Raw genomic sequence first — 23,593 nt, 5'->3', positions numbered from 1 at the left:
GACGCTGATGACGACTCCCGTCCTGCAACGCTCGCGCCGCGGGCTGTCTGGCGCGCTGATGGTCGCCGGTCTGGCGCTTGCCAGTCTTGGGGCGCTGGTGACCAGCCCGCTTGCCAGCGCGGAAGAGCAAGCCGCGGCATGGCCCGAGGACAAGCCGATCGTGGTCGGCTCCAAGGCGGATCGCGAAGGGCATCTGCTGGGCGAGATCTTCGCGCAGGTGCTGGAGGACGCCGGCTTCACGGTCGAGCGCCGTCTGGGGCTGGGGCAGACCATCATCACCTATCAGGGGCTGGCGGAAGGCGAGCTGGATGTCTATCCCGAATACACCGGCACCCTGGCCCACGCCATTCTCAAGCTGGACGACGTGCCTGCGCTCGAGACGCTCGATGAGCTGAGCCGCGAGCAGGGCCTGCGCGTGCTCGAGCCGCTGGGCTTCAACAATACCTACGCCGTCAGCATGCGCCGTGATCAGGCCGAGTCGCTGGGCATCAGCACCATCGGCGATATGGCTGATCACCCGGATCTGTCCGTCGCGATGTCGCATGAGTTCATCAAGCGTACGGATGGCTGGCCGGGGTTGGCCGCGGAATACGGGCTTTCCCAGGTGCCGCGTGGCATCGAGCACGGCATCGCCTATCAGGCGCTGCGCGAGAGCAAGATCGACGCCACCGATGCCTATTCCACCGAGGGCGACATCAAGCGCTTCGACTTCGTGCTGCTCGACGATGACAAGGGCTACTTCCCTGAGTATCTGGCGGTGCCCTTCGTGAACGCTGCCTTGCCGGAAGATGCCGTCGCGGCACTCAACCAGCTGGCGGGCAGCCTCGATGAAGACAGCATGCAGGCGCTCAACGCCCGCGTTTCCACCGATGAGCAGAGCTTCGCCCAGGTCGCCAGTCGCTTCATTCAGGAGCAGGGCATCACCACCGAGCAGCGTGAAGTCAGCGGCGCCAAGTGGGACAAGCTGGGTACCAATCTGATCGAGCACCTGCAGTTGACGCTCTCGGCGCTGCTGCTGGCGTGTCTGGTCGGCCTGCCGCTGTCCTTGCTTGTCTATCGCAACCCGAAGGTCTCGCGGGTGGTGCTCTATGTCACCGGCCTGCTGCAGACCATTCCCTCCATCGCGCTGCTGGCGCTGATGATTCCGCTGTTCGGCATCGGGGTGGTACCGGCGGTGATCGCGCTGTTCGTCTATTCCTTGCTGCCGATCATCCGCGCGGCGATCACTGCGTTGCTGACGGTGGACCCGCTGCTGGTCAAGGTGGCACGTGGCATGGGCCTGACGCGTCGCGAGCAGTTGCGTCACGTCATCCTGCCGCTGGCGACGCCCAATCTGCTCACCGGCATCAAGACCGCCGCCATCATCAATATCGGCACCGCGACGCTGGCAGCCTTCATCGGCGCCGGAGGGCTGGGCGAGCCGATCGTCACCGGGCTTTCGCTCAATGACTATGATCTGGTGCTTTACGGGGCGATTCCCGCGGCATTGCTGGCCATCTGCGCCGAGCTGCTGTTCGAGCTGTTCGAGCGCCTGGTGATACCGGCGCATATGCGGGGCTTGAAGTCGCGCTGAGCCGGAAAAAATGGCGTAGTACATTACACGACAATCATGTCGCAACTCTTGTACAAGGCGTGCAGTAAAAAAGGAAGGCTGCTGCGAAGGTTTAACGTTGGTCGTCGATCAGAGTAATGTGAAGGGGAAAGTAAGGGCTTGCTGACAGGGCTTGCAGACAGCGCTTGCAGACAGCGCTTGCAGACAGCGCCGGACAATCTTGTACGGCTCGGTTCTGCAGCAGCCTCTCCCCCCCTTTGAAGGAGAGATTCATGCGTATCAAAAATCTGTTTCCGATTGCACTGGTCGCGGCGACTCTGGCCCTGAGTGGCTGTGGTCTGTTCGGTCATGGCCACGGCCATGGTGGTCACGGCGGTGGCGGTGGTGGCAAAGGTCACGCGATGATCGACACCCCGGCCAGCGCACCGGTGGATCACCTGTCCTGATCTAGACTCGCCTGTCGGTTGACGAAAAAGTCGCCCCTTTCTGCCTCACGGCAAGGAAGGGGCGGCTTTTTTGTGTTCGTATGCGTGTCCGTGTGCCGATCTGAGCTGAGCTGTGTGGGGCAAGGCTGTGTGTGCAAGGACGGTGCTTTCCGTCGCGATGCTTTGAGTCGTGGTGCTCTGTGAGCGGCGAGCGCTGGACAGGTGGCATAAAAAAAGACCTCCCCGAGGGGAGGTCTGCAAGCACGTCACCGTATGTCTGCCGTGACGCTCGGTGCCCTTGAGGCAAGGGTCGACCGATAGAGGTGCCGACAGCTGCGGTTCCTGAGTCTGGAAGCGCTACCAGCTGCCATCCATGGCATCGGGGTCAGATGATCAGTTGTTCATGGCCTGCGGAAGATAGAGCACGATCTCCGGGAAGACGTGCATCAGCACGATGGAGAAGATCATCAGCAGGAAGAACGGCAGCGTCGCCTTGGTGATGGTGATGATGTCCTTGCCGGTCAGGCTCTGGATCACGAACAGGTTGAAGCCGACCGGCGGGGTGATCTGCGACATCTCGACCACGATGATCAGGTAGATACCGAACCAGATCAGGTCGAAACCGGCGGCTTCGATGACCGGCATGATGATGGAGGTCACCAGCAGGATCAGCGAGATGCCGTCGAGGAAGCAGCCCAGGATCAGCAGGAACAGCGTCAGCACCACCAGCAGCATGGTCGGCGACAGACCCAGGGTGGCGATGCCTTCGGCCAGCTGCATCGGAATCTGGGTGAAGCTCATCGCGGAGGACAGGAAGGAGGCCCCGGCGATGATGAAGGCGATCATGCACGAGGTGCGCAGCGCCGCGAACAGCGATTCCTTGAAGGTGGCGGCGGTCATGTGGCCGTTGAGGCGCGCGATGATCAGCGACAGTACCACGCCGACCGCGGCCGCTTCGGTGGGTGACGCCAGGCCACCGTAGATGCTGCCGAGGATGCCGCCGATCAGTGCCAGCAGCGGAATCAGCTGGGCGCTGTTGCGCAGCTTGGCCATGAAGCCCATGTGCGGCTCGTCATGACCGGCGCGGCCCTGCGGCTCACCGACGACCTTCGACCAGATCGCCAGGTAGCCCATGAACAGGGCCAGCAGCAGCATGCCCGGCAGGACACCGGCGATGAACAGGCGCGAGATGGACTGCTCGGTGACCACGCCATAGACGATCATCATGATCGACGGCGGAATCAGCAGGCCGAGGGTCGAGGCACTGGCGAGGGTACCGATGGCCAGGTTGCTGTCGTAGCCGCGGCGCTCAAGTTCCGGCAGCGTCATCTTGCCGACGGTGGCACAGGTGGCGGCGGAGGAGCCGCACACGGCGGCGAACAGACCGCTGCCGATGATGTTGGAGTGCAGCAGGCGTCCCGGCAGGCGATTGAGCCATGGTGCCAGCGCGCGGAACATGTTGTCGGCCAGCCCGGAGCGGAACAGGATCTCGCCCATCCACACGAACATCGGCAGGGCGGTCAGGTCCCAGCCGTAGCTGGCACCCCAGAAATCGGAGGCCAGGATCGGGCCGGTCTCGAAGGTGGAGAAGAAGGTCAGCACGATCCAGCCGGTGCCGATCAGCGAGAAGGCGACCCACACGCCGCTGCCGAGCAGCAAGGCGAGGGCCAGCAGAGTGACGAGGATGAGTGTCAGCATGTCATTCGGCTCCGTCTTCGGGCTCGGGCGCCACGTAGCTTGAGGGCGCGGTGAAGGCGGTGCGCAGCGTGGCGATCAGGGTCTCGAGAATCGCCAGGCACAGCAGGCCGGTACCGGCGACCAGCACGCTCTGCGGAATCCACAGCGGCAGCGCCAGCAGGCCGGAGGAGATGTCGTGGTACTCGAGGCTCTCGCCGACCAGCAGTACCAGTTCATGGGTGATCAACACGCTCAGGCCGAGTGCGATCAGCAGCGCGAGGCTTTCGATCCACACGCGCACGGCGGCCGGCAGGCGGTTGATGACCAGCGTCACGCGGATATGGGCGTGATGCGTGAAGGTGTAGGCGAGGCTCAGGAAGGTGGCGCCGACCAGCAGGAAGGCAGCCATTTCCGACACGCCGGAGATCTCGAAGCCGAGACGCTCTGCACCGAACATCACCATGATGGCGTCGATCAGGCGCAGGAAGACTTGCAGGCTGACGAGGGTGCAGATAAGCAGCATGCAGGCCGCCGCACCCCACGCACCGAGGCGATAGAGTCTGTCGAAGAAATAGGTCATGACGGGCGCTCACAGGGAAGGTGAGGGTGGCCACGCGATGCTGCGCACAGGCTTGTCCGTGGGTCACCTGCCGGCGGGCGGCAGGTGTCGGAGTCTCGAGTGGCGTATCGCGTGGCGGGATAGCAACGCTGCAGCTGGGGTCAGTCAGGACATCTGCAGCGCTCAGGCAATGCTCAGACGTTGCTCAGGCAGTGCACGGTCGATGCGCTCAGCGACGTGACCAGCGTTCAGCGCCGGGCAGTCGGGCTTGCGAGCGGATCTCAGGCGTCCAGGTCTGCGCGGTAGCGCTCGAGCAGCTGCTGGCCTTCTTCACCGGCACGCGACTTCCAGTCCTGGAACAGCTTGTCACCGGCGGCCTTCAGGTCTTCGGCCAGCTTGGCGTCAGGCTCGCTGATGGTGAAACCATTCTCGGTCAGCACCTTGGCGCTCTCGTCGGCATCGGCCTTGCTGGCTTCCCAGCCGCGGGTCTCGGCGGCCTTGGCGGCATCGAGCACGGCTTGCTGGGTGATCTCGTCGAGACGATCGAAGGCGCGCTTGTTGACGAAGACGATGTTCTTCGGCAACCACAGCTTGGCGTCGTTGTAGTGCTTGACGTAATCCCAGGCCGACATGGACTTGCCGGTGGAGCTGGAGGTGATCATCGCGTCGACACGGCCGGTGCTGAAGGCGGTGGGGATGTCGGCTTCTTCGGTTTCGGTGGGCTTGCCGCCGACGTTCTCGACGAAGCGCTGGGTATTGATGTTGGGTGCGCGGATACGCAGGCCCTTGAGCTGGGAGACGTCGGTCAGGTCGAAGTCGGTGTAGATGCCCTGGGCCGGCCAGGCGACCGCGTACAGCGGCATCAGACCTTCCTTGGCGAACAGCTCGGTGATGTCCGGCTTGGAGGCCTGCCAGAGGGCGAAGGCTTCTTCGTAGCTGGAGGCGACGCCCGGCAGGGTGTCCAGCTCGTAGACCGGCGATTCGTTGGAGAGAATCGACAGGAAGATCTCACCGGCCTGGACGGTGCCGCGACGCACGGAAGGCTTGATCTCGCCGTGGGAGATCAGGGAACCGCCGCTGTGCACAGTCACGGTCAGCTCGCCATCGGTGGCCTCGGTGACGTCCTCGGCGAACTGCTTGGTGTTCTTGGTGTGGAAGCTGGCATCGCCATACGGAGTGGCGAGGTTCCACTGTGCCGCGAGTGCCGAGCCACTGAAGGCCAGGGCACCCACTGTCGCCAGCCAGGCGAGGGACTTGACTGTCGGGGTCTTGCGAGTGAGGGAATCGTTGGGCTTACGCATGTCTTGTTCCTCATTATTATTGAATGTTGTCGGCAGACAATTTCATTCTTCAAGCGACGGGCCATCCCGTCCAATCGTTAATTCTGATGCGTAGTATCGATGAAATCTTTCACAGTGTCGTCGCATGAAAGCCTTTGACGATATTGTTAGACCTTGGTCTGACGCTGATCTGATGCGAGGCAGGGCGCGATCAACCCTGACTCAGCGCATGGCAGGCGGCCTGATCAGGAATCGGAATGCGCGTGTTGCTGCGAGTAGGTCTCGGCACACTGGCGGCCGAGGCGTGCCACGCTGGCGCAGAAATCGGGATAGTTGGCATTGCGCCAGATGGCTTCATAGACCATTGGCGGCAATGGGGTCTTCAGTGGCAGGCGCACCAGTTCGCCGTGGCTGATGACATCCTCCACCGTGGCGACCGGCAGTACGCCGATGCCGAGTCCTTCGCTGCTCATGCGCAGGATGGTCATCAGGGTGCTGGTGCAGTGCACCTTGGGCTGGGTGATGCCCTGTTCCGACAGATAGCTGACCAGCTCGGTATAGGGGCGCGCCTGCTTGCTGAAGGAGATGAATGGCGTGGAGGCGAAGCGCTCGCCATCCTCGGCCAGCTGCTCGGCGAGGGTCGGCGAGGCGAACATGCCCATCTCGAAGGTGCACAGCGGAGTCTGGGTGGCGTAGGGCCCCATGGCGGCGCTGTCCATCGCGAACAGCATGTCGAGATCATTGTCGGCCAGACGCTGATGCAGGGAGGGCGAGATGTCGACGGTCATTTCCAGCGTCAGCTTGGGATAGCGTTCGGCCAGCTGGCGCATGAAGGCAGGGAACCAGCTGTTGGCGATGGTCTCGATCACGCCCAGACGCAGGGTGCCTGAGAAGGCGCCTTCTTCCTGAAACAGGCGCATGGCTTCGTCGCGGCCACTGAGCAGGCGCTCGGCGTGGGCGAAGAACTCTCGCCCGCGCAGGGTGGGCTGGATGGGGCGGGTGGCGCGTTCCAGCAGGGATTCGCCAACGGTGGCTTCCAGGCGGTTGATGCGGTCCGAGATGGAGGGCTGGGTCAGGTGAAGCTTGGTCGCGCCCTTGCGGAACGAGCCAAGCCGGACCACCCAGACGAAGGCCTCGAGTTCCTTGAAGTCGAACATGGCAGATGCCCCGTGATGAATCGTGAAGACCGCCCATCTTGCCGCATGCGGCGCGGGGCGTCAGCTTTCATCTCGGGGCATGGCCCGCGTCAGGCCGGGCGCGGGCTCATTCGCTTGCGCGGGTCGCTCACGTCATTTGCGAAACAGCTGGCTCTCGCGGTCCTTGAAGGCCTTGAATTCCAGTGCATTGCCGGTGGGGTCGAGGAAGAACATCGTTGCCTGTTCGCCGGGTTCGCCCTTGAAGCGGATATGGGGTTCGATCTCGAAGGTGACGCCCTCGGCGATGAGGCGGTCCGCCAGTGCCTGCCAGGCGTCCATCTCCAGCACCACGCCGAAGTGCGGCACCGGCACGCCATGGCCATCGACCGGATTGCGGTGCTGAGCGACGGCGCTTGCCGGGTCGGCCAGCGCCGGGTTCAGGTGGCAGACGAACTGGTGGCCATAGAGGTCGAAATCGACCCAGCTGTCGGACGAGCGGCCCTCGGGGCAGCCCAGAAACTCGCCATAGAAGCGGCGTGCCTCGGCGATATCGCGAACTTGGATGGCGAGGTGGAACGGGTCGCTGACGGCCATGGTGAAACTCCTGTTGTTGTTGGGGGATTCGGCTGAGCAAAGAATGACTTCAGACCAGCGGTGGGCGGGCTGACAGGCCCTGAAGTCACCGCTCGGCTCGCACAAGACAGAAGCATGACGCGCTCTGTCGGGCAAGCGATACACGGCCGGTGCTTTCATGGCGCAAGATGATGAAAGATTTCACCGATATGACGAATCATAAAATACGATTGGATACCAAGGCGGCCCCTTACATAAAGTGGAGGCATAACAACACACAAGATCTGACCTGTGAGGTTCCGCTATGTCCCGTTCTGCTCCCTCCCTCCCCCTGCTCAACTGCGATATGGGCGAAAGCTTCGGCAACTGGAAGATCGGTCTGGATGAAGAGGTCATGCCCTTCGTCGACTGCGCCAATATCGCCTGTGGTTTCCACGCCTCCGACCCCACCATCATGCGTCGCACCGTGCGTCTGGCGGTCAAGCATGACGTGCGCATCGGTGCGCACCCGGCCTACCCGGACCTGCAAGGCTTCGGCCGTCGCTCGATGGCGTGTTCGCCTGCCGAAGTCGAGGACATGCTGCTCTATCAGATCGGCGCGCTCGATGGCATCTGTCGCGCCGAAGGCACTCGTGTCCAGTACGTGAAGCCGCATGGTGCGCTCTACAACGACATGGCCGCCGACCCGACGCTGCTGCGTGCCGTCATGCAGGCTGTGGTGCGCTATGACGCCAGCCTGCCGCTGATGGTGATGGCGACCGCCAACCCCGCGCCGATGCAGGCGCTGGCCGACGAAATGGGCATCACGCTGTGGTTCGAGGCCTTCGCCGACCGTGCCTACGACTCACGCGGCCACCTGGTGTCGCGCCGTGAGCCGGGCGCCGTGCATCACGACAGCGAGGTGATCATCGCCCAGTCCGTGACGCTGGCGCGTGGTGAAGCGCTGACCGACAGCAGCGGCGGTGACCTGGTGCTGTCCGCCGATACGCTGTGCGTGCACGGTGACAACGCCGAGTCCGTGGCCGCGGTGCGCGCCATCCGTGAAGCCTTCGATACGCTGGCGGGTGCCTGATGGCGGGGGCTGACAGCCACGGCCGTGGCACGTCACCGCAACTGCGCCTCGAGACCGTCGGCATGGACTCGCTGATCATCCGGCTGTTCGATCGCATCGAGGAATCCAACATGGCCTGGGTGCTGGCCGCTGACAGTGCGCTGCGTGAGGCCTTCGGCGCGGCGCTGGTCGATCTGGTGCCGTCCTACACCACGCTGCTGCTGCACTACGATGTGGCCGCGCTGGAAGAAGGCGAGGCGCGTGCCCGCATCCAGGCCGCACTGGCGGATCTCGCGCCGGGCAGTGGCCAGCAGGGCCAGCTGCATGAAGTGCCCGTCTGGTACGACGACAGTGTCGGGCCGGAGCTGGCGCCGATCGCCGCGCGGCTGGGCATCAGCGTCGAGGCACTGATCGAGCGTCACGGGGCGCATGACTATTGCGTGTTCGCCCTCGGCTTCGCGCCCGGTTTCGCCTTCATGGGCGTGCTGGAAGAGGCGCTGACCACACCGCGCCTCAAGACGCCGCGCCAGAAGATCGCCCCCGGCAGCGTCGGCATCGCCGACCGTCAGGCCGCCATCTACCCGTCCCGCTCACCCGGTGGCTGGAACATTCTGGGCCGTACGCCCATCACCCTGTTCGGGCGCAACGAGGCCGGTGAACCGTCCAGTCGTTTCATGCCCGGTGATCGCGTGCGCTTTGTCTCCGTGAGCCGAGAGGAATTCGTTCGCCTGGGCGGCGATGTCACCCCGCTGGAGGAACGCGCATGAGCGACGTGAAGACGAAGACGACGCTGCGCGTCGAGCGCAGTGGTGCCCTGGCGCTGGTGCAGGACGCTGGCCGTCTGGGCGTGCGTCATCTGGGCGTGACCCAGGGTGGCGCGGCGGACTGGGTGTCACTGGGCTGGGCCAACTGGCTGCTGGGCAACGCTCATGATGCGCCGGGGCTCGAGATCACCATGGGCGGCGGCTTGCTGCTCAAGGTCGAACAGGCCGGCACCCTGGCGCTGTGCGGGGCAGATCTGGCCGCGACCCTCGACGGCGAGGTGCTCGCGCCGGGTCAGGCCTTCGAGGTGGCCAGCGGACAGCAGCTCAAGTTCGAGCGTCCCGTTGCTGGCCTGCGCGCCTATCTGGCCTTCCCCGGTGGCCTGGATGTCGCCCCGGTGCTGGGCAGTGCCGCCAGTACGGTGCGCGACGGCCTTGGCGGGCTGGATGGCGAAGGGCGGGCGCTGGCCAGCGGTGATGCGCTGACGGCTGCCAGCAATGAGCTGTCGCTGCGCGAGCTGCCGGCCTCGGCACAGGCATGGCAGCAGTCGCTGGCCGCCAGGGAAGGCGAGGCGCTCGAATTGCCGCTGGTCGTGGGGGCGCAGATCGCCGAGTTCAGTGGCGACAGCCTCTATCGTGCTTTCAACAGCGAATGGGCGGTGGATGGTCGCGCCGATCGCATGGGCGTGCGCCTGACCGGCCCACGTCTGGAGCGTGACGGGGCGGGCATGGTGTCCGAGGGCATTCCGCTGGGCGCCGTGCAGGTGCCGGCCGATGGCCAGCCCATCATATTGCTCAATGATCGCCAGACCATCGGCGGCTACCCGCGCCTTGGCGCGCTGACGCCACTGGCCTGTGCACAGCTCGGGCAATGTGTGCCGGGCACCCGGGTGCGACTGGCGGCCGTGACACCGGGTCAGGCGCGTCGTGATCACCTCGAGGTGCTGGCAGGTTGGCAGTCGTGATGCGCCGCAGCGGAGCTTTCAGCTCGACGCCTGCAGGCCAGAGTGACTAGACCAAAGCGCGCAGACAAAAAAAGGGCCTCCAAGTGGAGGCCCTTTCGGTTTTCCCGTGAGGGAATCTTTGATGCTATTGGGAGTGATTGATCAGATCACGCCCTTGATGAACAGATTCCCGGAGAAACGTTGCGCGAGCATCGGGAAACGTTGCACTGACTCGTGGGTATCGATGAAACACGAAGCAATGCGGTCATCATGTCGGGCACATTACCCTCACATGCTGACGGGTAACGAACGGCTTATCCCCCGAACGGGACTGTACTGGCAAGAATAACGGTTGAGGCAGGCGGATGCCAGTCATTTGCGAGCGCTGTTTCCTAATTTTTTCCTCGCCGCATCCCTGCGGTGAGTTCTACTGATTCATCGTGCCCTTCACTGCCGGGCAGGACGCTTGCGCAGGCGCCACAGGTGAACCTCCAGCCAGCCGGCTTCCAGGGCCAGCATCAGGTTGCGTTGCATCTGGGAAAAGGCCGGGCCGAACACCAGTTCCGGCGTCAGGCCGCGGGCGGCCAGCATGGCCGGCGAGGGCGCAGGTGCGTCCTCGCGGTAGGCACCGGGCTGCTCGCTGGTGCTCTCGCGCATGCGCCGCGCCTGCCAGCTCAGCACCTGATCGGTCAGCTCGACATGGGCATCGACCTCGAAGCCACTGCTGGCCATCGCTTCATGCAACTCCTCGCAACTGGCCAGTTGATCACCGCGCGGTGACAGTGCCCACGGCAGTGGCAGGGCAGGGCGCTCGCCAAACGCCTGCGCCTGCACGCTGAGCACCGGCTCGTGCAGCAGGAGATAGCCATCCTGCTCGAGACAGTCATGCCACTGGTTGAGCGTGCTGACCTTGTCGCTCAGATGCACCAGCAGGTGCTGGCTGAAGAGGCGATCAAAGCGGCGGCCCGACAGTGCCGGATGCAGCTCGGGGTAGCAGGCATCGCCCTCCAGCACGCGAATCGACTCGCGCAGTCCGGTGGCCCGGTTGAGGGCGATCGCCAGCTCGCAGAGGCTGCTCGAGAGATCCAGCGTGGTGATGTGGTGGCCCGCGCCGGTGTCACGCGACTGGCTGGCAATATGCCGTGCCAGCCCGCCAAGGCCGGCGCCGAGTTCGAGCATCGCCAGCCCCCGCGACTGGGGTTCCAGCCGGGCGAGGGCCAGCAGCTCGCGAGTGCCCGTCACGCCACCCAGATGCAGTTGGTCCAGCCCGGCCAGTGCCATGATCGGCAGTTCGCCGCTCGGGTGGGCATCGATCAGCGTCTCGAGTGCCTCGTCGAGGGCCGCATGATGGTGGCTCGCCGCATAGTGGGCGACCTGCTGACGAGCGCTGCTCAGGTGGCGTGTGGCGGGGGCGTCATCCTCCTCCTCACGTGAGGTGCTCACCTGGCCAGTCCCAGTTCTTGCGTCGCGGCCTCGCGCATCTTGAACTTCTGGATCTTGCCGGTCACGGTCATCGGGAATTCCTCCACGAACTTGATGTAGCGCGGCACCTTGAAGTGAGCGATACGTCCCTGACAGAACGCCTTGAGCGCCGGTTCATCGAGCTGCTCGCCTTCCTTGAGCTTGACCCACGCCATCACTTCCTCGCCATACCGCTCATCGGGCACGCCGATCACCTGTACGTCCGACACCGCAGGGTGGGTGTAGAGGAAGTCCTCGATCTCGCGCGGATAGATGTTCTCGCCACCGCGGATGATCATGTCCTTGATACGTCCCACGATCGTCACGTAGCCGTCTTCATCCAGCGTAGCGAGGTCGCCGGTATGCATCCAGCGGCCGGCATCGATGGCCTTGGCGGTGGCCTCCGGGTTGTTCCAGTAGCCCAGCATCACGCTGTAGCCCCGCGTGCACAGCTCGCCCTTCTCGCCGACTGGCACCACGCGCCCGCTGTCAGGGTCGATGATCTTGATCTCCAGATGCGGGTGCAGGGTGCCGACGGTGGAGACACGCTTGTCCAGCGGCGCCTCACGCGTGGTCTGCAGGCTGACCGGGCTGGTCTCGGTCATGCCGTAGGCGATGGTGACCTCGCGCATGTGCATGCGCTCGATGACCTGGCGCATCACCTCGATGGGGCAGATGGAACCGGCCATGGTGCCGGTGCGCAGGCTGGTGAGGTCGAATTCGGCAAAGCGCGGGTGTTCGAGTTCGGCGATGAACATCGTCGGCACGCCGAACATCGCGGTGGCGCCTTCCTCGCTGACCGCCTGCAGGGTGGCCAGCGGATCGAAGCCCGCTTCCGGATAGACGATGGCGGCGCCGTGGGTCAGACAGCCCAGATTGCCCATCACCATGCCGAAGCAGTGATAGAGCGGCACCGGCATCACCAGTTTGTCGTGCTCGCTGAGATTCATGCGCTCGGCGACGAAGAAGCCGTTGTTGAGGATGTTGTGATGCGAGAGGGTCGCGCCCTTGGGGGCACCGGTGGTGCCGGAGGTGTACTGGATGTTGATCGGGTCATCGAAGGTCAGACTGGCCTGCAGCTCGCTGAGTGTCTCGACGGAGACGCTATCGGCACCGCTGAGCACATCCTGCCAGTTGAGCATGCCGGGCAGGGCGTCCTCGGCCTCGAAGCAGATCAGGCGCTTGAGGTCCGGCAGCGCGCCATTGTGAATGCCATCACGGCTGCGGGCCTCCCTGGCCTCAGGGAACAGCTCCTCGAGGATCGCCACATAGTCGGACGCCTTGAAGCGAGACTGGAAGATCAGCGTCGCCGCGCCGGATTGCTTGAGGGCGTAGGCCAGTTCATGGCCGCGGTAACTCGGGTTGAGATTGACCAGCACCACGCCGATCTTGGCGGTGGCGTACTGGATCAGCGTCCATTCGGCGCGATTGGGCGCCCAGATGCCGACGCGGTCGCCGCGCTCGATGCCCATCGCCAGCAGGCCGCGCGCCACGCGCTCGACCTCTGTGTGCAGTTCGGCCCAGGTGTAGCGCAGTCCCTGATGGCGACTGATCAGGGCATCGCGCTCGGGCCAGCGCGCGCAGATGCGATCGAGGCAATCCCCGATGGTTTCTCCCATCAGTGGCGTGTCGGAGGTAGCACTGAGATAGCTGGCTGACTGGCTTGCGTGTGCCATTTCGCTGGCAGGCTGGCGTGTGGCGATGGCGTCCTGTGACATGGTGCTTTCCTGTGTCCTTGGTTGTTATTGGTGAGGCAAGGCTTGTCAGGGGGAGCCGCCTCAGGGAGGCGGTGACGCAGTGTTGTCGTTCTTTTCGTTCTTTTCGTTTTTGTCGTCTGGTCGTGCTGTCGTCTTGTCATGAGTCGCGTGATCAGCGGGCGACGCGCTGCTCTCCGGCAGTCTGCTGTCGCCCGCACTCGCGAGGCGCTGGTCAGTTTTCTACTGACGATTCTCTATAGACAGTCTAGTCGCTGTCACTTGTGTAGCCGGCAGTTATATAGCTGCTGCTGGCGCGGGTGGGTTCTAGTGTTGTTGACTCCAATCAGCACTCGCTGTCGCCGGCCAGGCGGGCGAGGGCTTCGCGGGCACGTGTCTCGACGTCATCCAGCTCGCGCTGCATGGCGGTGAGATCGCGCAGCTGTCGCTCAAGGCCCTCACGCTTTTCGCTCAGGATGCCAAGCAGGCGGGTGAGCTGCTTCTCGCCACCGCCGTCGGCGGCGTCGTAGAGGTCGACCACTTCACGAATCTCGGCCAGCGAGAAGCCCAGTCGCTTGCCGCGCAGGGTCAGCTTGAGACGCACGCGGTCCTTGTCGCGATAGACGCGCGTCTGACCGCGTCGCTCCGGGTGCAGCAGACCTTCCTGCTCGTAGAAGCGGATGGTGCGCGTGGTCACGTCGAAATGCCGTGCCAGCTCGCCGATGCTCCAGGTGCGCTGGGTCGGACGGATGGCGTCGCTGGTGCTGGTGGTGCTCAGCAGGGACTCCACACCGGTATCGTGCGTCGTGCCATCAGGCGTTGCCCGGGATTTGGGGTCAGGACTTGGGGTCATCATCGTATCTGTCATGGGCGCTGCCGCTCCGGATGCTGTGCGCGCCAAGGAGAGGGGAATGCTCCTTGGCGCAGTGGGTGCCAGCGGCGTCTGGCCGTGAATTTTCTACAGACTAGCATTGTTTACGTTAACGTAAAGGGTAATAGTATTTGCAGCCAACCAAGCAGATGCTAGGTTGAATCAGATCACAGTCTCGGCTTGCCGTTTTCTGCAGGACGGCCTGGTTCTGCAGAACGTCTTCGGCTCTGCAAGGCGGCTCGCCTGACGACTTCGGCTCTGTTGACACACTGTCTTCCTCCCAATAACAACAGCCACAGGAATGCCACGCCATGTCTTCGACGTCTCTCACGCCCTCTACTGACGCGTCCTCTACTACCAGTTCACTGGATCTGCTGTCACGCCTGCGCGCCGTGGTCGCCGGTGACAGCGCGCCGCTGGTGCTGCCTCAGCTGATCAATGGTCAGTTTGTCGAAAGTCGCGCCGATCAGCACCTGAGCGTCACCAACCCGGCCACCAACGGCGAGATCGCCCGCGTGCCCCTGTCACCGCTGAATGAGCTGGATGAAGCGCTGGACCACGCCGAGCAGGCCTTCCAGCGCTGGCGCAACACCCCGGTGCCGACCCGTGCCCGTCTGATGCTCAGCTATCAGCATCTGCTCAAGCAGCATCATGACGAGCTGGCCGAGATCATCTCCCACGAGCTGGGCAAAACCTTCGAGGACGCCAAGGGCGATGTGTGGCGCGGCATCGAGGTGGTCGAGCACGCCGCCAATATTCCGAGTCTGCTGATGGGCGAGACGGTGGAGAACGTCGCCACCGGCATCGACAGCTATTCCGTGACCCAGTCGCTGGGTGTCTGCCTGGGCATCACGCCGTTCAACTTCCCCGCCATGATACCGCTGTGGATGTTCCCGCTGTCCATCGCCTGTGGCAATGCCTTCGTGCTCAAGCCGTCCGAGCAGGTGCCGCTGACCACGCTGCGCCTGGCGGAGCTGTTCATGGAAGCGGGTGCCCCCGAGGGCATCCTGACCGTGGTGCAGGGCGGGCGCGATCAGGTCAATCATCTGCTCGCCCACGAGATGCCGCGCACCGTCAGCTTCGTCGGCTCGGTACCGGTGGGTCAGCACATCTATCGCACCGCCACCGACAACCTCAAGCGCGCCCAGTGCTTCGCCGGGGCCAAGAATCACATGGTGATCATGCCGGATGCCCCGGCGGACCAGGTGGTCAACGCGCTGGTCGGTGCCAGTGTCGGCGCGGCGGGTCAGCGTTGCATGGCGATCTCGGTGGCGGTCTTCGTCGGTGATTCGAAGGCCTTGATCGAGCGGGTGCGCGATGCGCTGGCCGAGGTGCGTCCGGGCGCCTGGGATGACAAGGGCGCCAGCTACGGGCCGCTGATCTCGCCGCAGGCGCTGGAGCGCGTGACCGGCTGGATCCAGCAGTGCGAGCAGGAAGGCGCCGAGCTGCTGCTGGATGGTCGTGGTGTCTCGGTGGCGGGCTATCCCGATGGCAACTGGCTGGGGCCGTGCCTGTTCTCCAGGGTGACGCCGGAGATGGTGCTCTATCGCGAGGAAATCTTCGGGCCGGTGCTGTGCTGCATGGAGGCGGCGGATCTGTCCGAGGCCATCGCGCTGATCAACAACAACCCCTACGGCAACGGCACCTCCATCTTCACGCGCTCCGGCGGCGCGGCGCGGCGCTTCCAGAACGAGATCGCGGTCGGTCAAGTCGGCATCAACGTGCCGATTCCGGTACCGCTGCCGTTCTTCTCATTCACCGGCTGGCGCGGCAGCTTCTTCGGCGATCTGCATGCCTATGGCAAGCAGGCGGTGCGCTTCTATACCGAGACCAAGACGGTGACAGCGCGCTGGTTCGATGATGCGCCGGCCGAGGGTAATCAGCCCAACTTCTCTATTCAAATGCGCTGATGGCTCCTCAGATGCGCTGAGCCGCTTTGACAGGCCCGGGCGATAGACCCGGGCCGACAGAACAAGGACAACAGGAGGCAGCTGCATGAACTTTTCGCTGACCGATGACCAGCGTGCCCTCCAGGAGGGGGCGCGTGCCTTCGCGGATGCCGAGCTTGCCCCGCATGCCGCCGAGTGGGACGCCACGGCCCACTTCCCCATTGAGACACTTCGCAAGGCGGGCGAGGCCGGCTTCATGGGGCTTTACGTCCCCGAGGAGCACGGCGGCCTTGGCCTGCCACGCCTCGACAGCTCCATCATTCTCGAGCAGCTGGCGACCGGCTGCATCTCGACCACCGCCTACATCACCATCCACAACATGGTGGGCTGGATGATCGCCAGTTTCGCCACGGACAGCTGCCGCGAGCAGTGGGTGCCGGCGATGGTGGCGGGCGACAAGCTCGGCTCCTACTGCCTGACCGAGCCGGGCAGCGGCAGTGATGCCGCCAGCCTGCGCACCCGCGCCGAGCGCGAGGGCGATGACTACTACCTGAGTGGCTCCAAGATGTTCATCTCCGGTGCCGGCGCCACGGACGTGCTGGTGGTGATGGCGCGCACAGGTGAGCCGGACAGCGGCGCGGCGGGTATCTCTGCCTTCGTGGTGCCAGCTGACGCCGAGGGCATCAGCTACGGCAAGAAGGAAGACAAGATGGGCTGGAACAGCCAGCCGACCCGGCTGGTGAGCTTCGATCGCGTGCGGGTTGCGGCGGCCAATCGTCTGGGCGAGGAGGGCGAGGGCTTCCGCTTCGCGATGAAGGCACTGGATGGCGGCCGCATCAATATCGCCACCTGCTCACTGGGTGCGGCCCAGAAGGCGCTGGAGCTGTCGCGGGATTATCTCGGCGAGCGCAAGCAGTTCGGGCGCGAGCTGGCCCATTTCCAGGCCCTGCAGTTCAAGCTGGCCGACATGGCCACTGAGCTGACCGCGGCGCGCACCCTGGTGCGGCTGGCGGCCTTCAAGCTCGATGAGGGCGACGCCGAGGCCAGCGCCCACTGTGCGATGGCCAAGCGCTTCGCCACCGACATGGGCTTCGAGGTCTGCAATCAGGCACTCCAGCTGCATGGCGGCTACGGTTATATCCGCGAGTACCCGTTGGAGCGACTGGTGCGTGACACCCGTGTGCACCAGATTCTGGAAGGCACCAACGAGATCATGCGTCTGATCATCGCGCGGCGTCTTCTGACGCCGGGCATGATCGAGTCGCTGGCGTAACGCCGCCTCCACTTCAATTCGTCATTGGTTACCATCTTTCAGGGAGTTACATGATGTCATCCAGTCAAGGGCCATGCCTCGTTCTCGAGAAGGATCGTCATATCGCCCGGGTCACCATCAACAACCCGCCGGCCAACACCTGGACGGAAGCGTCCTTGATCGAGCTGGAGCAGCTGCTCGACGAGCTGGAGGGCGATGGCAGCGTGAGTGCGGTGGTGATCACCGGTGAGGGCGACAAGTTCTTCTCCGCCGGCGCCGATCTCAAGACCTTCGCCGATGGTGACAAGGGCGTCGCCGCCACCATGGCGCGTCGCTTCGGGCTGGCCTTCGAGCGGCTGGCCAACTTCCCGGGCGTGACGATCGCCGCCGTCAACGGCTACGCGATGGGCGGCGGGCTCGAGTGCGCGCTGGCCTGCGACATGCGCATCGTCGAACGTCAGGCCAGGCTGGCGCTGCCGGAGGCCAAGGTGGGGCTGTTGCCGTGTGCGGGCGGTACCCAGCACCTGCCGTGGCTGGTCGGCGAAGGCTGGGCCAAGCGCATGATCCTGTGTGGTGAACAGGTGGACGCCGAGACCGCCGGTCGCATCGGGCTGGCGGAAGAGGTGGTCGAGACCGGCCAGAGCTTCGAGCGCGCGCTGGCGATCGCCGAGAGCGTCGCCAACCAGAGCCCGAGCGCGGTGGCACGCTGCAAGGCGTTGATCATGTCGTCGCGCCATCGCGGCATGAGCGATGGCCTGCGCATGGAGCGCGAGCTGTTCGTCGAGCTGTTCGATGACCCCAACCAGAAGGAGGGCGTGAGTGCCTTCCTCGAGAAGCGCGCCCCGCAATGGGTCTCGCGTCAGGAAGAGGTGAAGGGAGGAGGGCGTTCATGAGCCAGATAGAAGGTGTCACCGCCAAGGCCGCGACCGATGTCGAGGCGCCCGTGGTGTTCGAGACGCGGCGCGCCCGCGACGGCAAGCAGCTGGGTATCATGCGCCTGAATGCGCCGCGCTCGCTGAATGCGCTGTCGCTGGCCATGATCGAGCGCATCGAGGCCCAGCTGGATGCCTGGGAGCTGGACAGCAGCATCGCCATGGTGTGGCTGGAAGGCGCCGGCGAGCGTGCGTTGTGTGCCGGTGGCGATATCGTGGCGCTCTATCAGGCGATGACCACGGCGCCTGCCAGCGAAGGCGCAGACCCTCTTGAAGCGCTGGAGGATTTCTTCGCCACGCGCTACTTCACCGCGGAATACCGGCTCGATCACCGGCTGCATACCTTCCCCAAGCCGCTGCTGGTGTGGGGCGGCGGCATCGTGATGGGCGGCGGCATGGGGCTGTTCGCCGGCGGTTGCGAGCGCGTGGTCACCGAAAGCTCACGGCTGGCGATGCCGGAGGTCAGCATCGGCCTGTACCCGGATGTCGGCGCCAGCTGGCTGCTCAATCGCCTGCCGCGTGGCATCGGCGAGTATCTCGGCGCGACCGGTGCGCAGCTGAATGCCCGCGATGCGCTGGATCTGGGGCTTGCGACACGCCTGATTCCCGATGAGCAGCGCGAGGCGCTCAAGCAGGCGCTGTGTGAGGGGGAGTTCGGCCGTCATCCGTCGCGTCACCTGAGCCAGGTGCTGAGCGAGTTCGAGTGCCGTGAGCTGGCACCGCCGGGGCAGGTGCTGCCGCTCTTCGATCACCTTCAGCAGCTGGTCGCCGGGCGCGAAGTGCTGAAGGCCTGCCAGCGAATCATCGATGACCCCCAGGCGCGCAGTGACTGCAATGCGTGGCTGAGCGCCAACCGCGAGCGCCTGCTGGCCGGCTGCCCCAGTTCACCGCATCTGGTATTTCGCATGCTGGCACGCCATCGCCACTCCTCGCTGGCGGAGGCCTTCCGCGACGAGCTGACCCTGTCGGTGCGCTGCTGCATGGGCACCGAGCTTGCCGAAGGGGTGCGCGCCCTGCTGATCGACAAGGACAAGCAACCGCAGTGGGCCTATGCCTCGATCGCCCAGGTCTCCGAGGAATACATCGACGGCTTCTTCGCACCGTTGTGGGAAGAGGACGAGCATCCGCTGATGGATCTGTAAGCGCGCTGTTCAGCACGGCGGCAGGTCGGACATGTCGCCGGACGCCAATGACAACAAGAACCTGTTCACGAGGAAGCATTGCCATGACATCCATCGGTTTCATCGGGCTCGGCAACATGGGCGGCCCCATGGCCCTCAATCTGGTCAAGGCTGGCCATGCGGTAAGGGTCTTCGATCTGGTCGAGTCGGCCATGAACGAGCTGGTCGAGGCGGGCGCCACCCGTGCGGCATCTCCCGGAGAGGTCGTCGAGGGTGTCGAGGTGTTGATCAGCATGCTGCCGGCCGGTCAGCACGTGCGAAAGCTCTATCTGGGTGACAAGGAAGACGGTGCGGGTGGCCTCCTGGCTGCGCTCGACGCCTCGGTACTGGTGATCGACGCCTCGACCATCGCGCCGGATGATGCCCGTCTGGTCGCGCGCCACGCCGCCGAGCGTGGTATCACCTTCATGGACGCCCCGGTGTCCGGCGGGGTCGGTGGTGCACGTGCCGGCACGCTGAGCTTCATCGTCGGCGGCGAGGCCGACGGCTATGCGCGTGCCGAGCCGCTGCTGGAAGTGATGGGCAAGAATCTGTTCCACGCAGGCCCGGCCGGCAGCGGTCAGGTCGCCAAGATCTGCAACAACATGCTGCTGGGCATCCTGATGAGCGGCACCGCCGAGGCGCTGGCGCTGGGGGTCAAGAACGGACTGGACCCGGCCGTGCTCTCGGAGGTGATGAAGCAGTCATCCGGCGGCAACTGGGCGCTCAACGTCTACAACCCCTGGCCTGGCGTGATGGAAGCCGCGCCGGCCTCCAATGATTATCAGGGCGGCTTCCTGGTCGATCTGATGACCAAGGATCTTGGCCTTGCCTGGGAGATGGCGCTGGGCTCGAAATCGGCGGTGCCAATGGGCTCCCAGGCGCGTAATCTGTTCGTCCAGCATGCCGCCCAGGGCGCAGGCCGTCTCGATTTCTCGAGCATCCAGCGCTTCTATCGCTGTGGCGAGGCGGATGCGTGAGCTATCACGCAGTCAGCCGCTGACATGCACCCGAGGACAACATCATCTGCAAGGAGCACCCCATGATTCGACCGGTCAGTGAGCTGGTGGCCGCCGCCGAGACGGAGATCGAGACCCTGTCGCCCCGCGAGCTGCGCGAGGCGCTGGAAGAGGCCCGCACCGGCGGCACGCCGCTGACGCTGGTGGACATCCGCGATGTGCGTGAGTTGGAGCGCGAAGGGCGTATCCCCGGCGCCATCCACGCGCCGCGCGGCATGCTGGAGTTCTGGGTCGACCCTGCCTCGCCCTATCACCGCGCCGACTTCGCGCGCGAAGGGCGCTATGTGCTGTTCTGTGCCGGCGGGCTGCGCTCGGCACTGGCCACCAAGTCGCTCAAGGACATGGGTTTCGGGCCGGTGGCCCATCTGGGTGGCGGCTTCGCGGCCTGGCGTGAGGCGGGGGGAGAGGTCGTCTCGCCCTTCATGCAGGGCAACTGACGCAGCGCGGGGAGGCTCGGCGCGTTCCAGCGTTGCCCCTCACCTGACACGCTGATGCTTTACACTGTTCGACCCCGCTGGCGCCTCGCCGGTCGGGGTCGTTTTCTGTCCGGAGCCTGTATGTCTGACCCTGATACCCCTGCCACCCCCAGACGTGCCTCGTCTCGGCGTGGCACGCGCGATCTGGTGCGTGACCCGATCGCCTCGACGCTGGCGCGCATGACGGGGCCGGTGATCGGCGGCATCGTCACCATGATGCTGTTCAACCTGGTGGATGCCTGGTTCATCGCCCAGCTAGGCACGCCGGAGCTGGCGGCGGTGACCATGACCTTCCCGGTCACCTTCGGCGTGATCAGCATCGCCATCGGTCTGTCCATCGGCACCACCGCAGTGGTGGGGCGTCGGCTGGGGCGAGGCGAGCTCGAGACCGTCAAGGCGCGCACCACGGATTCCAGTCTGCTGGGGCTGCTGCTGGGGCTGGTGATGCTGGTGCTGGGGCTTGCCAGCATCGAGCCGCTGTTCGGGCTGCTGGGGGCCGATGACACCCTGATGCCGCATATCCGCGACTACATGCAGGTGTGGTATTTCGGCGCGCCCTTCGTGTTGCTGCCGCGTGTGCTGGGCAGCGTGCTGCGCGCCGAGGGCAATACGCTGGTGCCCTCGCTGGTGATGGCGGCGGCGGGGGTGCTCAATGCGCTGCTCGACCCGCTGCTGATCTTCGGCATCGGTGACTGGCAGGGCATGGGCGTGGCGGGCGCGGCGCTGGCCACGGTGCTGTCATGGCTGGCGATGACGCTGGGCTTGCTGGCATTGCCACTGCTGCGCGCGCGGCTCGATTTCCGTCACCTGAGCGTGACGCGGCTGGTGACGTCATGGCGTGAAGTAGGGGCGATCGGCCTGCCTGCCGCGCTGACCAGCGTGATGACGCCGATTGCCACCGCGCTGGTCACGCGTATCGTCAGTCAGCATGGTCACGCGGCGGTGGCGGCTTACGGTATCGGCTCGCGCATCGAGTCGCTGGCGCTGATTCTGGTGCTGGCGCTGTCCATGACGCTGTCGCCCTTCATCAGCCAGAACGACGGTGCCGGGCAGCAGAAGCGTGTGTGGCGCGCCATCCACGGCGTGCTGGCCTTCATTCTCGCCTGGCAGCTGGTGGTCTGGTTGGGGCTCGGGCTGGGCGGTGAGTGGATCGCGGCGCGTTTCGCCGAGAGCCAGGAGGTCGCGGGGCTGGTCAGCACCTATCTATGGCTGATTCCCGCCGCCCTCGGGGCCCAGGGCGTGATCATTCTCGCCAATTCCAGCCTCAATGCGCTGCACAAGCCGCGCCGCGCGATGGTGCTCTCGCTGGTGCGTCTGTTCGCCTTGCTGGTGCCGCTGGCCTGGCTGGGCGGCGCCCTGTATGGCGTGATCGGCATCTTTGCCGGGGTAGCGACAAGTTACCTGTTGATGGGCGGCATCAGTTATCTGGCGCTGCGCTCGGTCCTCAGGCAGCGCGCCTGAGCCTGGTAGCGAGAGACAGTCGTCGTGACGAAAAAAAGCCGCCGTGACCCGAGAGGGGACGGCGGCTTTTTCATGTCTGGCTTTCAGTGCCTTGGGCGGCTGTTTTCCAGTGCCTTAAGCGTCTTCGTACTTGCACAGGTAGGCGGATTCGACCGTAGTGCGCACCTCGAAGCTCTGGTTGGCTTCGACGATGAAGCTTTCGCCGGCGGCGAGCTGATACCACTCTTCCGCGCCCGGCAGCAGTACCTGCATGTCGCCGCTGATCAGGGTCATGTATTCGCGTTGGCTGGTGGCGAACACGAATTCGCCGATGGCCATCACGCCGACCGTGGCAGGAAGGTCGGCGCTCTGGAAGGCGATGGAGGCCACCTGGCCGTCGAAGTAGTGGTTGGTGTTGAACATGGGAGGATTTCCTGGGTGAGTAGCGGTGTTGTTGTGGTCGATGTCTGTCGTCGTGGTCGATGTCTGTCGTCGTGGTCGACGTGTGTTGTTGTGTTCGACTTGTGATGATCTGGCGTCGGGGTCAGCGCGGTGAGAAGCGGCGTGCCAGGCCGGTCTCGGCGATCATGCGTGTCGAGATCTCTTCGATCGAGAAACGTGTGGTATCGATGTAGGGCACCTTGGAGCGGCGGAAGAGTGCCTCGGTCTGCTCGACTTCCTGCAGACACTGGTCGATCGAGCAGTAGCGGCTGTTGGGGCGACGCTCGGTCCGGATGGCGGCCAGACGGCGCGGGTCGATGGTCAGCCCGAACAGCTTGTGACGATATTGCGCCAGTGAAGCGGGCATCTTGAGGGTGCCGGACTCGTCCAGATCATCCTCGGTCAGCGGGTAGTTGGCGGCGCGGATACCGAATTGCAGCGCCAGATACAGCGAGGTCGGCGTCTTGCCGCAACGTGAGACGCCGATGAGGATGACGTCGGCCTTGTCGTATTGATGCGTGCGCGCTCCATCATCGTTGTCGAGGGCGAAATGCACCGAATCGATGCGATTCATGTAGACGTCGTCCTGCCCGATGGAGTGGGTCTTGCCGACGCTGTAGGACGAGTGGGTGTCCAGTTCCTCTTCCAGCGGCTTGAGGAAGGTCGAGAAGATGTCGACCTTGAAGCCGGAGGATTCGGAGATGATGTCGCGGATGTTCTGGTCGACGATGGTGTCGATGATGATCGGGCGCTCGCCGTCATTGGCATGCGCGCTCTCGATGGCCTTGACCAGTGCCGTCGCCTTTTCGGCCGAATCGATGTAGGGCTTGGTCACCATGCGGATGTCGGTATTCTCGAACTGGGCGAGCAGACTGCGTCCCAGTGTCTCGGCGGTGATGCCGGTGCCATCGGAAATGAAGAAGGCGGTTCGGGTCATGACGGGCACTCGTGAAGAACGAATCGAAGACACCAGCCCGCTCAGGCTGTTGCCCGTGAAGAC

The 23,593-nt window shown here is 64.5% G+C and carries 22 protein-coding genes; 12 read left to right on the top strand and 10 right to left on the bottom strand.

Annotated features, from left to right (window positions below; genetic code table 11):
- The first annotated feature begins 7 nt into the window (after positions 1-7).
- Both AOG28_RS04740 and AOG28_RS18505 read left to right on the top strand, forming a co-directional pair.
- On the top strand, positions 8-1,573 hold the full coding sequence (locus tag AOG28_RS04740; RefSeq protein WP_200906736.1) for a glycine betaine ABC transporter substrate-binding protein: 1,566 nt from the start codon (positions 8-10) through the stop codon (positions 1,571-1,573).
- Positions 1,574-1,824: 251 nt separating this feature from the next.
- Positions 1,825-1,998, top strand: a complete 174-nt coding sequence (locus AOG28_RS18505) for a hypothetical protein (protein WP_200906735.1) — start codon at positions 1,825-1,827, stop codon at positions 1,996-1,998.
- A gap of 372 nt (positions 1,999-2,370) precedes the next feature.
- Here AOG28_RS18505 and AOG28_RS04735 read toward each other — a convergent pair whose 3' ends face one another.
- From AOG28_RS04735 to AOG28_RS04715, 5 genes are all read right to left on the bottom strand, one after another.
- Positions 2,371-3,675 carry a TRAP transporter large permease gene (locus AOG28_RS04735; protein WP_043331336.1) on the bottom strand — a complete coding sequence of 435 codons (1,305 nt, stop codon included), beginning with the start codon at positions 3,673-3,675 and terminating at the stop codon, positions 2,371-2,373.
- Position 3,676: 1 nt separating this feature from the next.
- Complete coding sequence (locus tag AOG28_RS04730; RefSeq protein WP_043331335.1) at positions 3,677-4,234, bottom strand: TRAP transporter small permease; 558 nt, start codon at positions 4,232-4,234, stop codon at positions 3,677-3,679.
- Between the two features lie 260 nt (positions 4,235-4,494).
- The gene (locus AOG28_RS04725) at positions 4,495-5,514 is read right to left on the bottom strand and encodes a TRAP transporter substrate-binding protein (RefSeq protein ID WP_054555512.1); all 1,020 of its coding nucleotides are present in this window, start codon (positions 5,512-5,514) and stop codon (positions 4,495-4,497) included.
- Positions 5,515-5,738: 224 nt separating this feature from the next.
- Entirely contained in the window at positions 5,739-6,650 is a 912-nt protein-coding gene (locus tag AOG28_RS04720; protein ID WP_054555511.1) for a LysR family transcriptional regulator, read from the bottom strand.
- Positions 6,651-6,782: 132 nt separating this feature from the next.
- Positions 6,783-7,223, bottom strand: a complete 441-nt coding sequence (locus AOG28_RS04715; protein ID WP_054555510.1) for a VOC family protein — start codon at positions 7,221-7,223, stop codon at positions 6,783-6,785.
- Between the two features lie 283 nt (positions 7,224-7,506).
- Here AOG28_RS04715 and AOG28_RS04710 point away from each other — a divergent pair, with 283 nt between their 5' ends.
- The 3 genes from AOG28_RS04710 to AOG28_RS04700 are packed head-to-tail and all read left to right on the top strand — an operon-like array spanning position 7,507 to position 9,979.
- Complete coding sequence (locus AOG28_RS04710) at positions 7,507-8,274, top strand: 5-oxoprolinase subunit PxpA (protein WP_054555509.1); 768 nt, start codon at positions 7,507-7,509, stop codon at positions 8,272-8,274.
- The gene (locus tag AOG28_RS04705; protein WP_054555508.1) at positions 8,274-9,020 is read left to right on the top strand and encodes a 5-oxoprolinase subunit B family protein; all 747 of its coding nucleotides are present in this window, start codon (positions 8,274-8,276) and stop codon (positions 9,018-9,020) included. Before AOG28_RS04710 ends, AOG28_RS04705 begins: the two co-directional genes overlap by 1 nt.
- Positions 9,017-9,979, top strand: a complete 963-nt coding sequence (locus AOG28_RS04700) for a biotin-dependent carboxyltransferase family protein (RefSeq protein WP_054555507.1) — start codon at positions 9,017-9,019, stop codon at positions 9,977-9,979. Before AOG28_RS04705 ends, AOG28_RS04700 begins: the two co-directional genes overlap by 4 nt.
- A 426-nt stretch (positions 9,980-10,405) precedes the next feature.
- On the opposite strand, the gene AOG28_RS04695 is transcribed toward AOG28_RS04700, so the two are convergent.
- The 3 genes from AOG28_RS04695 to AOG28_RS04685 all read right to left on the bottom strand — a co-directional run bounded on the left by AOG28_RS04695 (position 10,406) and on the right by AOG28_RS04685 (position 13,981).
- Positions 10,406-11,401: an SAM-dependent methyltransferase gene (locus AOG28_RS04695; RefSeq protein ID WP_054555506.1), complete on the bottom strand. Its 996-nt coding sequence runs from the start codon at positions 11,399-11,401 to the stop codon at positions 10,406-10,408.
- A complete protein-coding gene (locus AOG28_RS04690; RefSeq protein WP_054555713.1) occupies positions 11,398-13,095 on the bottom strand; it encodes an AMP-binding protein in 1,698 nt (565 codons plus the stop codon). The genes AOG28_RS04695 and AOG28_RS04690 overlap by 4 nt, the downstream gene beginning before the upstream one ends.
- A gap of 364 nt (positions 13,096-13,459) precedes the next feature.
- Positions 13,460-13,981: a MerR family transcriptional regulator gene (locus AOG28_RS04685; RefSeq protein ID WP_326998952.1), complete on the bottom strand. Its 522-nt coding sequence runs from the start codon at positions 13,979-13,981 to the stop codon at positions 13,460-13,462.
- Positions 13,982-14,295: 314 nt separating this feature from the next.
- Between AOG28_RS04685 and AOG28_RS04680 the strand changes: the two genes are divergently transcribed.
- From AOG28_RS04680 to AOG28_RS04650, 7 genes are all read left to right on the top strand, one after another.
- The gene (locus AOG28_RS04680) at positions 14,296-15,894 is read left to right on the top strand and encodes a CoA-acylating methylmalonate-semialdehyde dehydrogenase (protein ID WP_082388270.1); all 1,599 of its coding nucleotides are present in this window, start codon (positions 14,296-14,298) and stop codon (positions 15,892-15,894) included.
- Between the two features lie 85 nt (positions 15,895-15,979).
- Complete coding sequence (locus AOG28_RS04675) at positions 15,980-17,146, top strand: acyl-CoA dehydrogenase family protein (RefSeq protein ID WP_054555505.1); 1,167 nt, start codon at positions 15,980-15,982, stop codon at positions 17,144-17,146.
- Positions 17,147-17,199: 53 nt separating this feature from the next.
- Positions 17,200-18,018: an enoyl-CoA hydratase gene (locus AOG28_RS04670; protein WP_054555504.1), complete on the top strand. Its 819-nt coding sequence runs from the start codon at positions 17,200-17,202 to the stop codon at positions 18,016-18,018.
- Positions 18,015-19,199, top strand: a complete 1,185-nt coding sequence (locus AOG28_RS04665; RefSeq protein WP_054555503.1) for an enoyl-CoA hydratase/isomerase family protein — start codon at positions 18,015-18,017, stop codon at positions 19,197-19,199. The genes AOG28_RS04670 and AOG28_RS04665 overlap by 4 nt, the downstream gene beginning before the upstream one ends.
- An 83-nt stretch (positions 19,200-19,282) precedes the next feature.
- Positions 19,283-20,197: a 3-hydroxyisobutyrate dehydrogenase gene (gene mmsB, locus AOG28_RS04660; RefSeq protein ID WP_054555502.1), complete on the top strand. Its 915-nt coding sequence runs from the start codon at positions 19,283-19,285 to the stop codon at positions 20,195-20,197.
- Positions 20,198-20,259: 62 nt separating this feature from the next.
- Positions 20,260-20,673 (top strand): rhodanese-like domain-containing protein, encoded by a 414-nt coding sequence (locus tag AOG28_RS04655; protein WP_054555501.1) that lies wholly within the window; start codon positions 20,260-20,262, stop codon positions 20,671-20,673.
- 120 nt (positions 20,674-20,793) lie between these two features.
- Positions 20,794-22,173, top strand: a complete 1,380-nt coding sequence (locus AOG28_RS04650) for an MATE family efflux transporter (protein ID WP_054555500.1) — start codon at positions 20,794-20,796, stop codon at positions 22,171-22,173.
- Positions 22,174-22,287: 114 nt separating this feature from the next.
- On the opposite strand, the gene ppnP is transcribed toward AOG28_RS04650, so the two are convergent.
- Positions 22,288-22,575, bottom strand: a complete 288-nt coding sequence (gene ppnP, locus AOG28_RS04645) for a pyrimidine/purine nucleoside phosphorylase (protein WP_043331318.1) — start codon at positions 22,573-22,575, stop codon at positions 22,288-22,290.
- 121 nt (positions 22,576-22,696) lie between these two features.
- Complete coding sequence (gene ppsR, locus AOG28_RS04640; protein ID WP_043331317.1) at positions 22,697-23,530, bottom strand: posphoenolpyruvate synthetase regulatory kinase/phosphorylase PpsR; 834 nt, start codon at positions 23,528-23,530, stop codon at positions 22,697-22,699.
- Positions 23,531-23,593 lie beyond the last annotated feature (63 nt).

This window comes from Cobetia sp. UCD-24C, assembly GCF_001306765.1.
GTDB classification, from domain to species: Bacteria; Pseudomonadota; Gammaproteobacteria; order Pseudomonadales; family Halomonadaceae; genus Cobetia; species Cobetia amphilecti.
Note: the sequence above shows the minus strand (reverse complement) of the source record. Positions and strands in the feature narration are given on the sequence as shown.

Coding starts and splice junctions, on each gene's coding strand:
- AOG28_RS04740 (WP_200906736.1), top strand. CDS start 8: ATGACGACTCCCGTCCTGCAACGCTCGCGCCGCGGGCTGTCTGGCGCG.
- AOG28_RS18505 (WP_200906735.1), top strand. CDS start 1,825: ATGCGTATCAAAAATCTGTTTCCGATTGCACTGGTCGCGGCGACTCTG.
- AOG28_RS04735 (WP_043331336.1), bottom strand. CDS start 3,675: ATGCTGACACTCATCCTCGTCACTCTGCTGGCCCTCGCCTTGCTGCTC.
- AOG28_RS04730 (WP_043331335.1), bottom strand. CDS start 4,234: ATGACCTATTTCTTCGACAGACTCTATCGCCTCGGTGCGTGGGGTGCG.
- AOG28_RS04725 (WP_054555512.1), bottom strand. CDS start 5,514: ATGCGTAAGCCCAACGATTCCCTCACTCGCAAGACCCCGACAGTCAAG.
- AOG28_RS04720 (WP_054555511.1), bottom strand. CDS start 6,650: ATGTTCGACTTCAAGGAACTCGAGGCCTTCGTCTGGGTGGTCCGGCTT.
- AOG28_RS04715 (WP_054555510.1), bottom strand. CDS start 7,223: ATGGCCGTCAGCGACCCGTTCCACCTCGCCATCCAAGTTCGCGATATC.
- AOG28_RS04710 (WP_054555509.1), top strand. CDS start 7,507: ATGTCCCGTTCTGCTCCCTCCCTCCCCCTGCTCAACTGCGATATGGGC.
- AOG28_RS04705 (WP_054555508.1), top strand. CDS start 8,274: ATGGCGGGGGCTGACAGCCACGGCCGTGGCACGTCACCGCAACTGCGC.
- AOG28_RS04700 (WP_054555507.1), top strand. CDS start 9,017: ATGAGCGACGTGAAGACGAAGACGACGCTGCGCGTCGAGCGCAGTGGT.
- AOG28_RS04690 (WP_054555713.1), bottom strand. CDS start 13,095: ATGGCACACGCAAGCCAGTCAGCCAGCTATCTCAGTGCTACCTCCGAC.
- AOG28_RS04685 (WP_326998952.1), bottom strand. CDS start 13,981: ATGACAGATACGATGATGACCCCAAGTCCTGACCCCAAATCCCGGGCA.
- AOG28_RS04680 (WP_082388270.1), top strand. CDS start 14,296: ATGTCTTCGACGTCTCTCACGCCCTCTACTGACGCGTCCTCTACTACC.
- AOG28_RS04675 (WP_054555505.1), top strand. CDS start 15,980: ATGAACTTTTCGCTGACCGATGACCAGCGTGCCCTCCAGGAGGGGGCG.
- AOG28_RS04670 (WP_054555504.1), top strand. CDS start 17,200: ATGTCATCCAGTCAAGGGCCATGCCTCGTTCTCGAGAAGGATCGTCAT.
- AOG28_RS04665 (WP_054555503.1), top strand. CDS start 18,015: ATGAGCCAGATAGAAGGTGTCACCGCCAAGGCCGCGACCGATGTCGAG.
- mmsB (WP_054555502.1), top strand. CDS start 19,283: ATGACATCCATCGGTTTCATCGGGCTCGGCAACATGGGCGGCCCCATG.
- AOG28_RS04655 (WP_054555501.1), top strand. CDS start 20,260: ATGATTCGACCGGTCAGTGAGCTGGTGGCCGCCGCCGAGACGGAGATC.
- AOG28_RS04650 (WP_054555500.1), top strand. CDS start 20,794: ATGTCTGACCCTGATACCCCTGCCACCCCCAGACGTGCCTCGTCTCGG.
- ppnP (WP_043331318.1), bottom strand. CDS start 22,575: ATGTTCAACACCAACCACTACTTCGACGGCCAGGTGGCCTCCATCGCC.
- ppsR (WP_043331317.1), bottom strand. CDS start 23,530: ATGACCCGAACCGCCTTCTTCATTTCCGATGGCACCGGCATCACCGCC.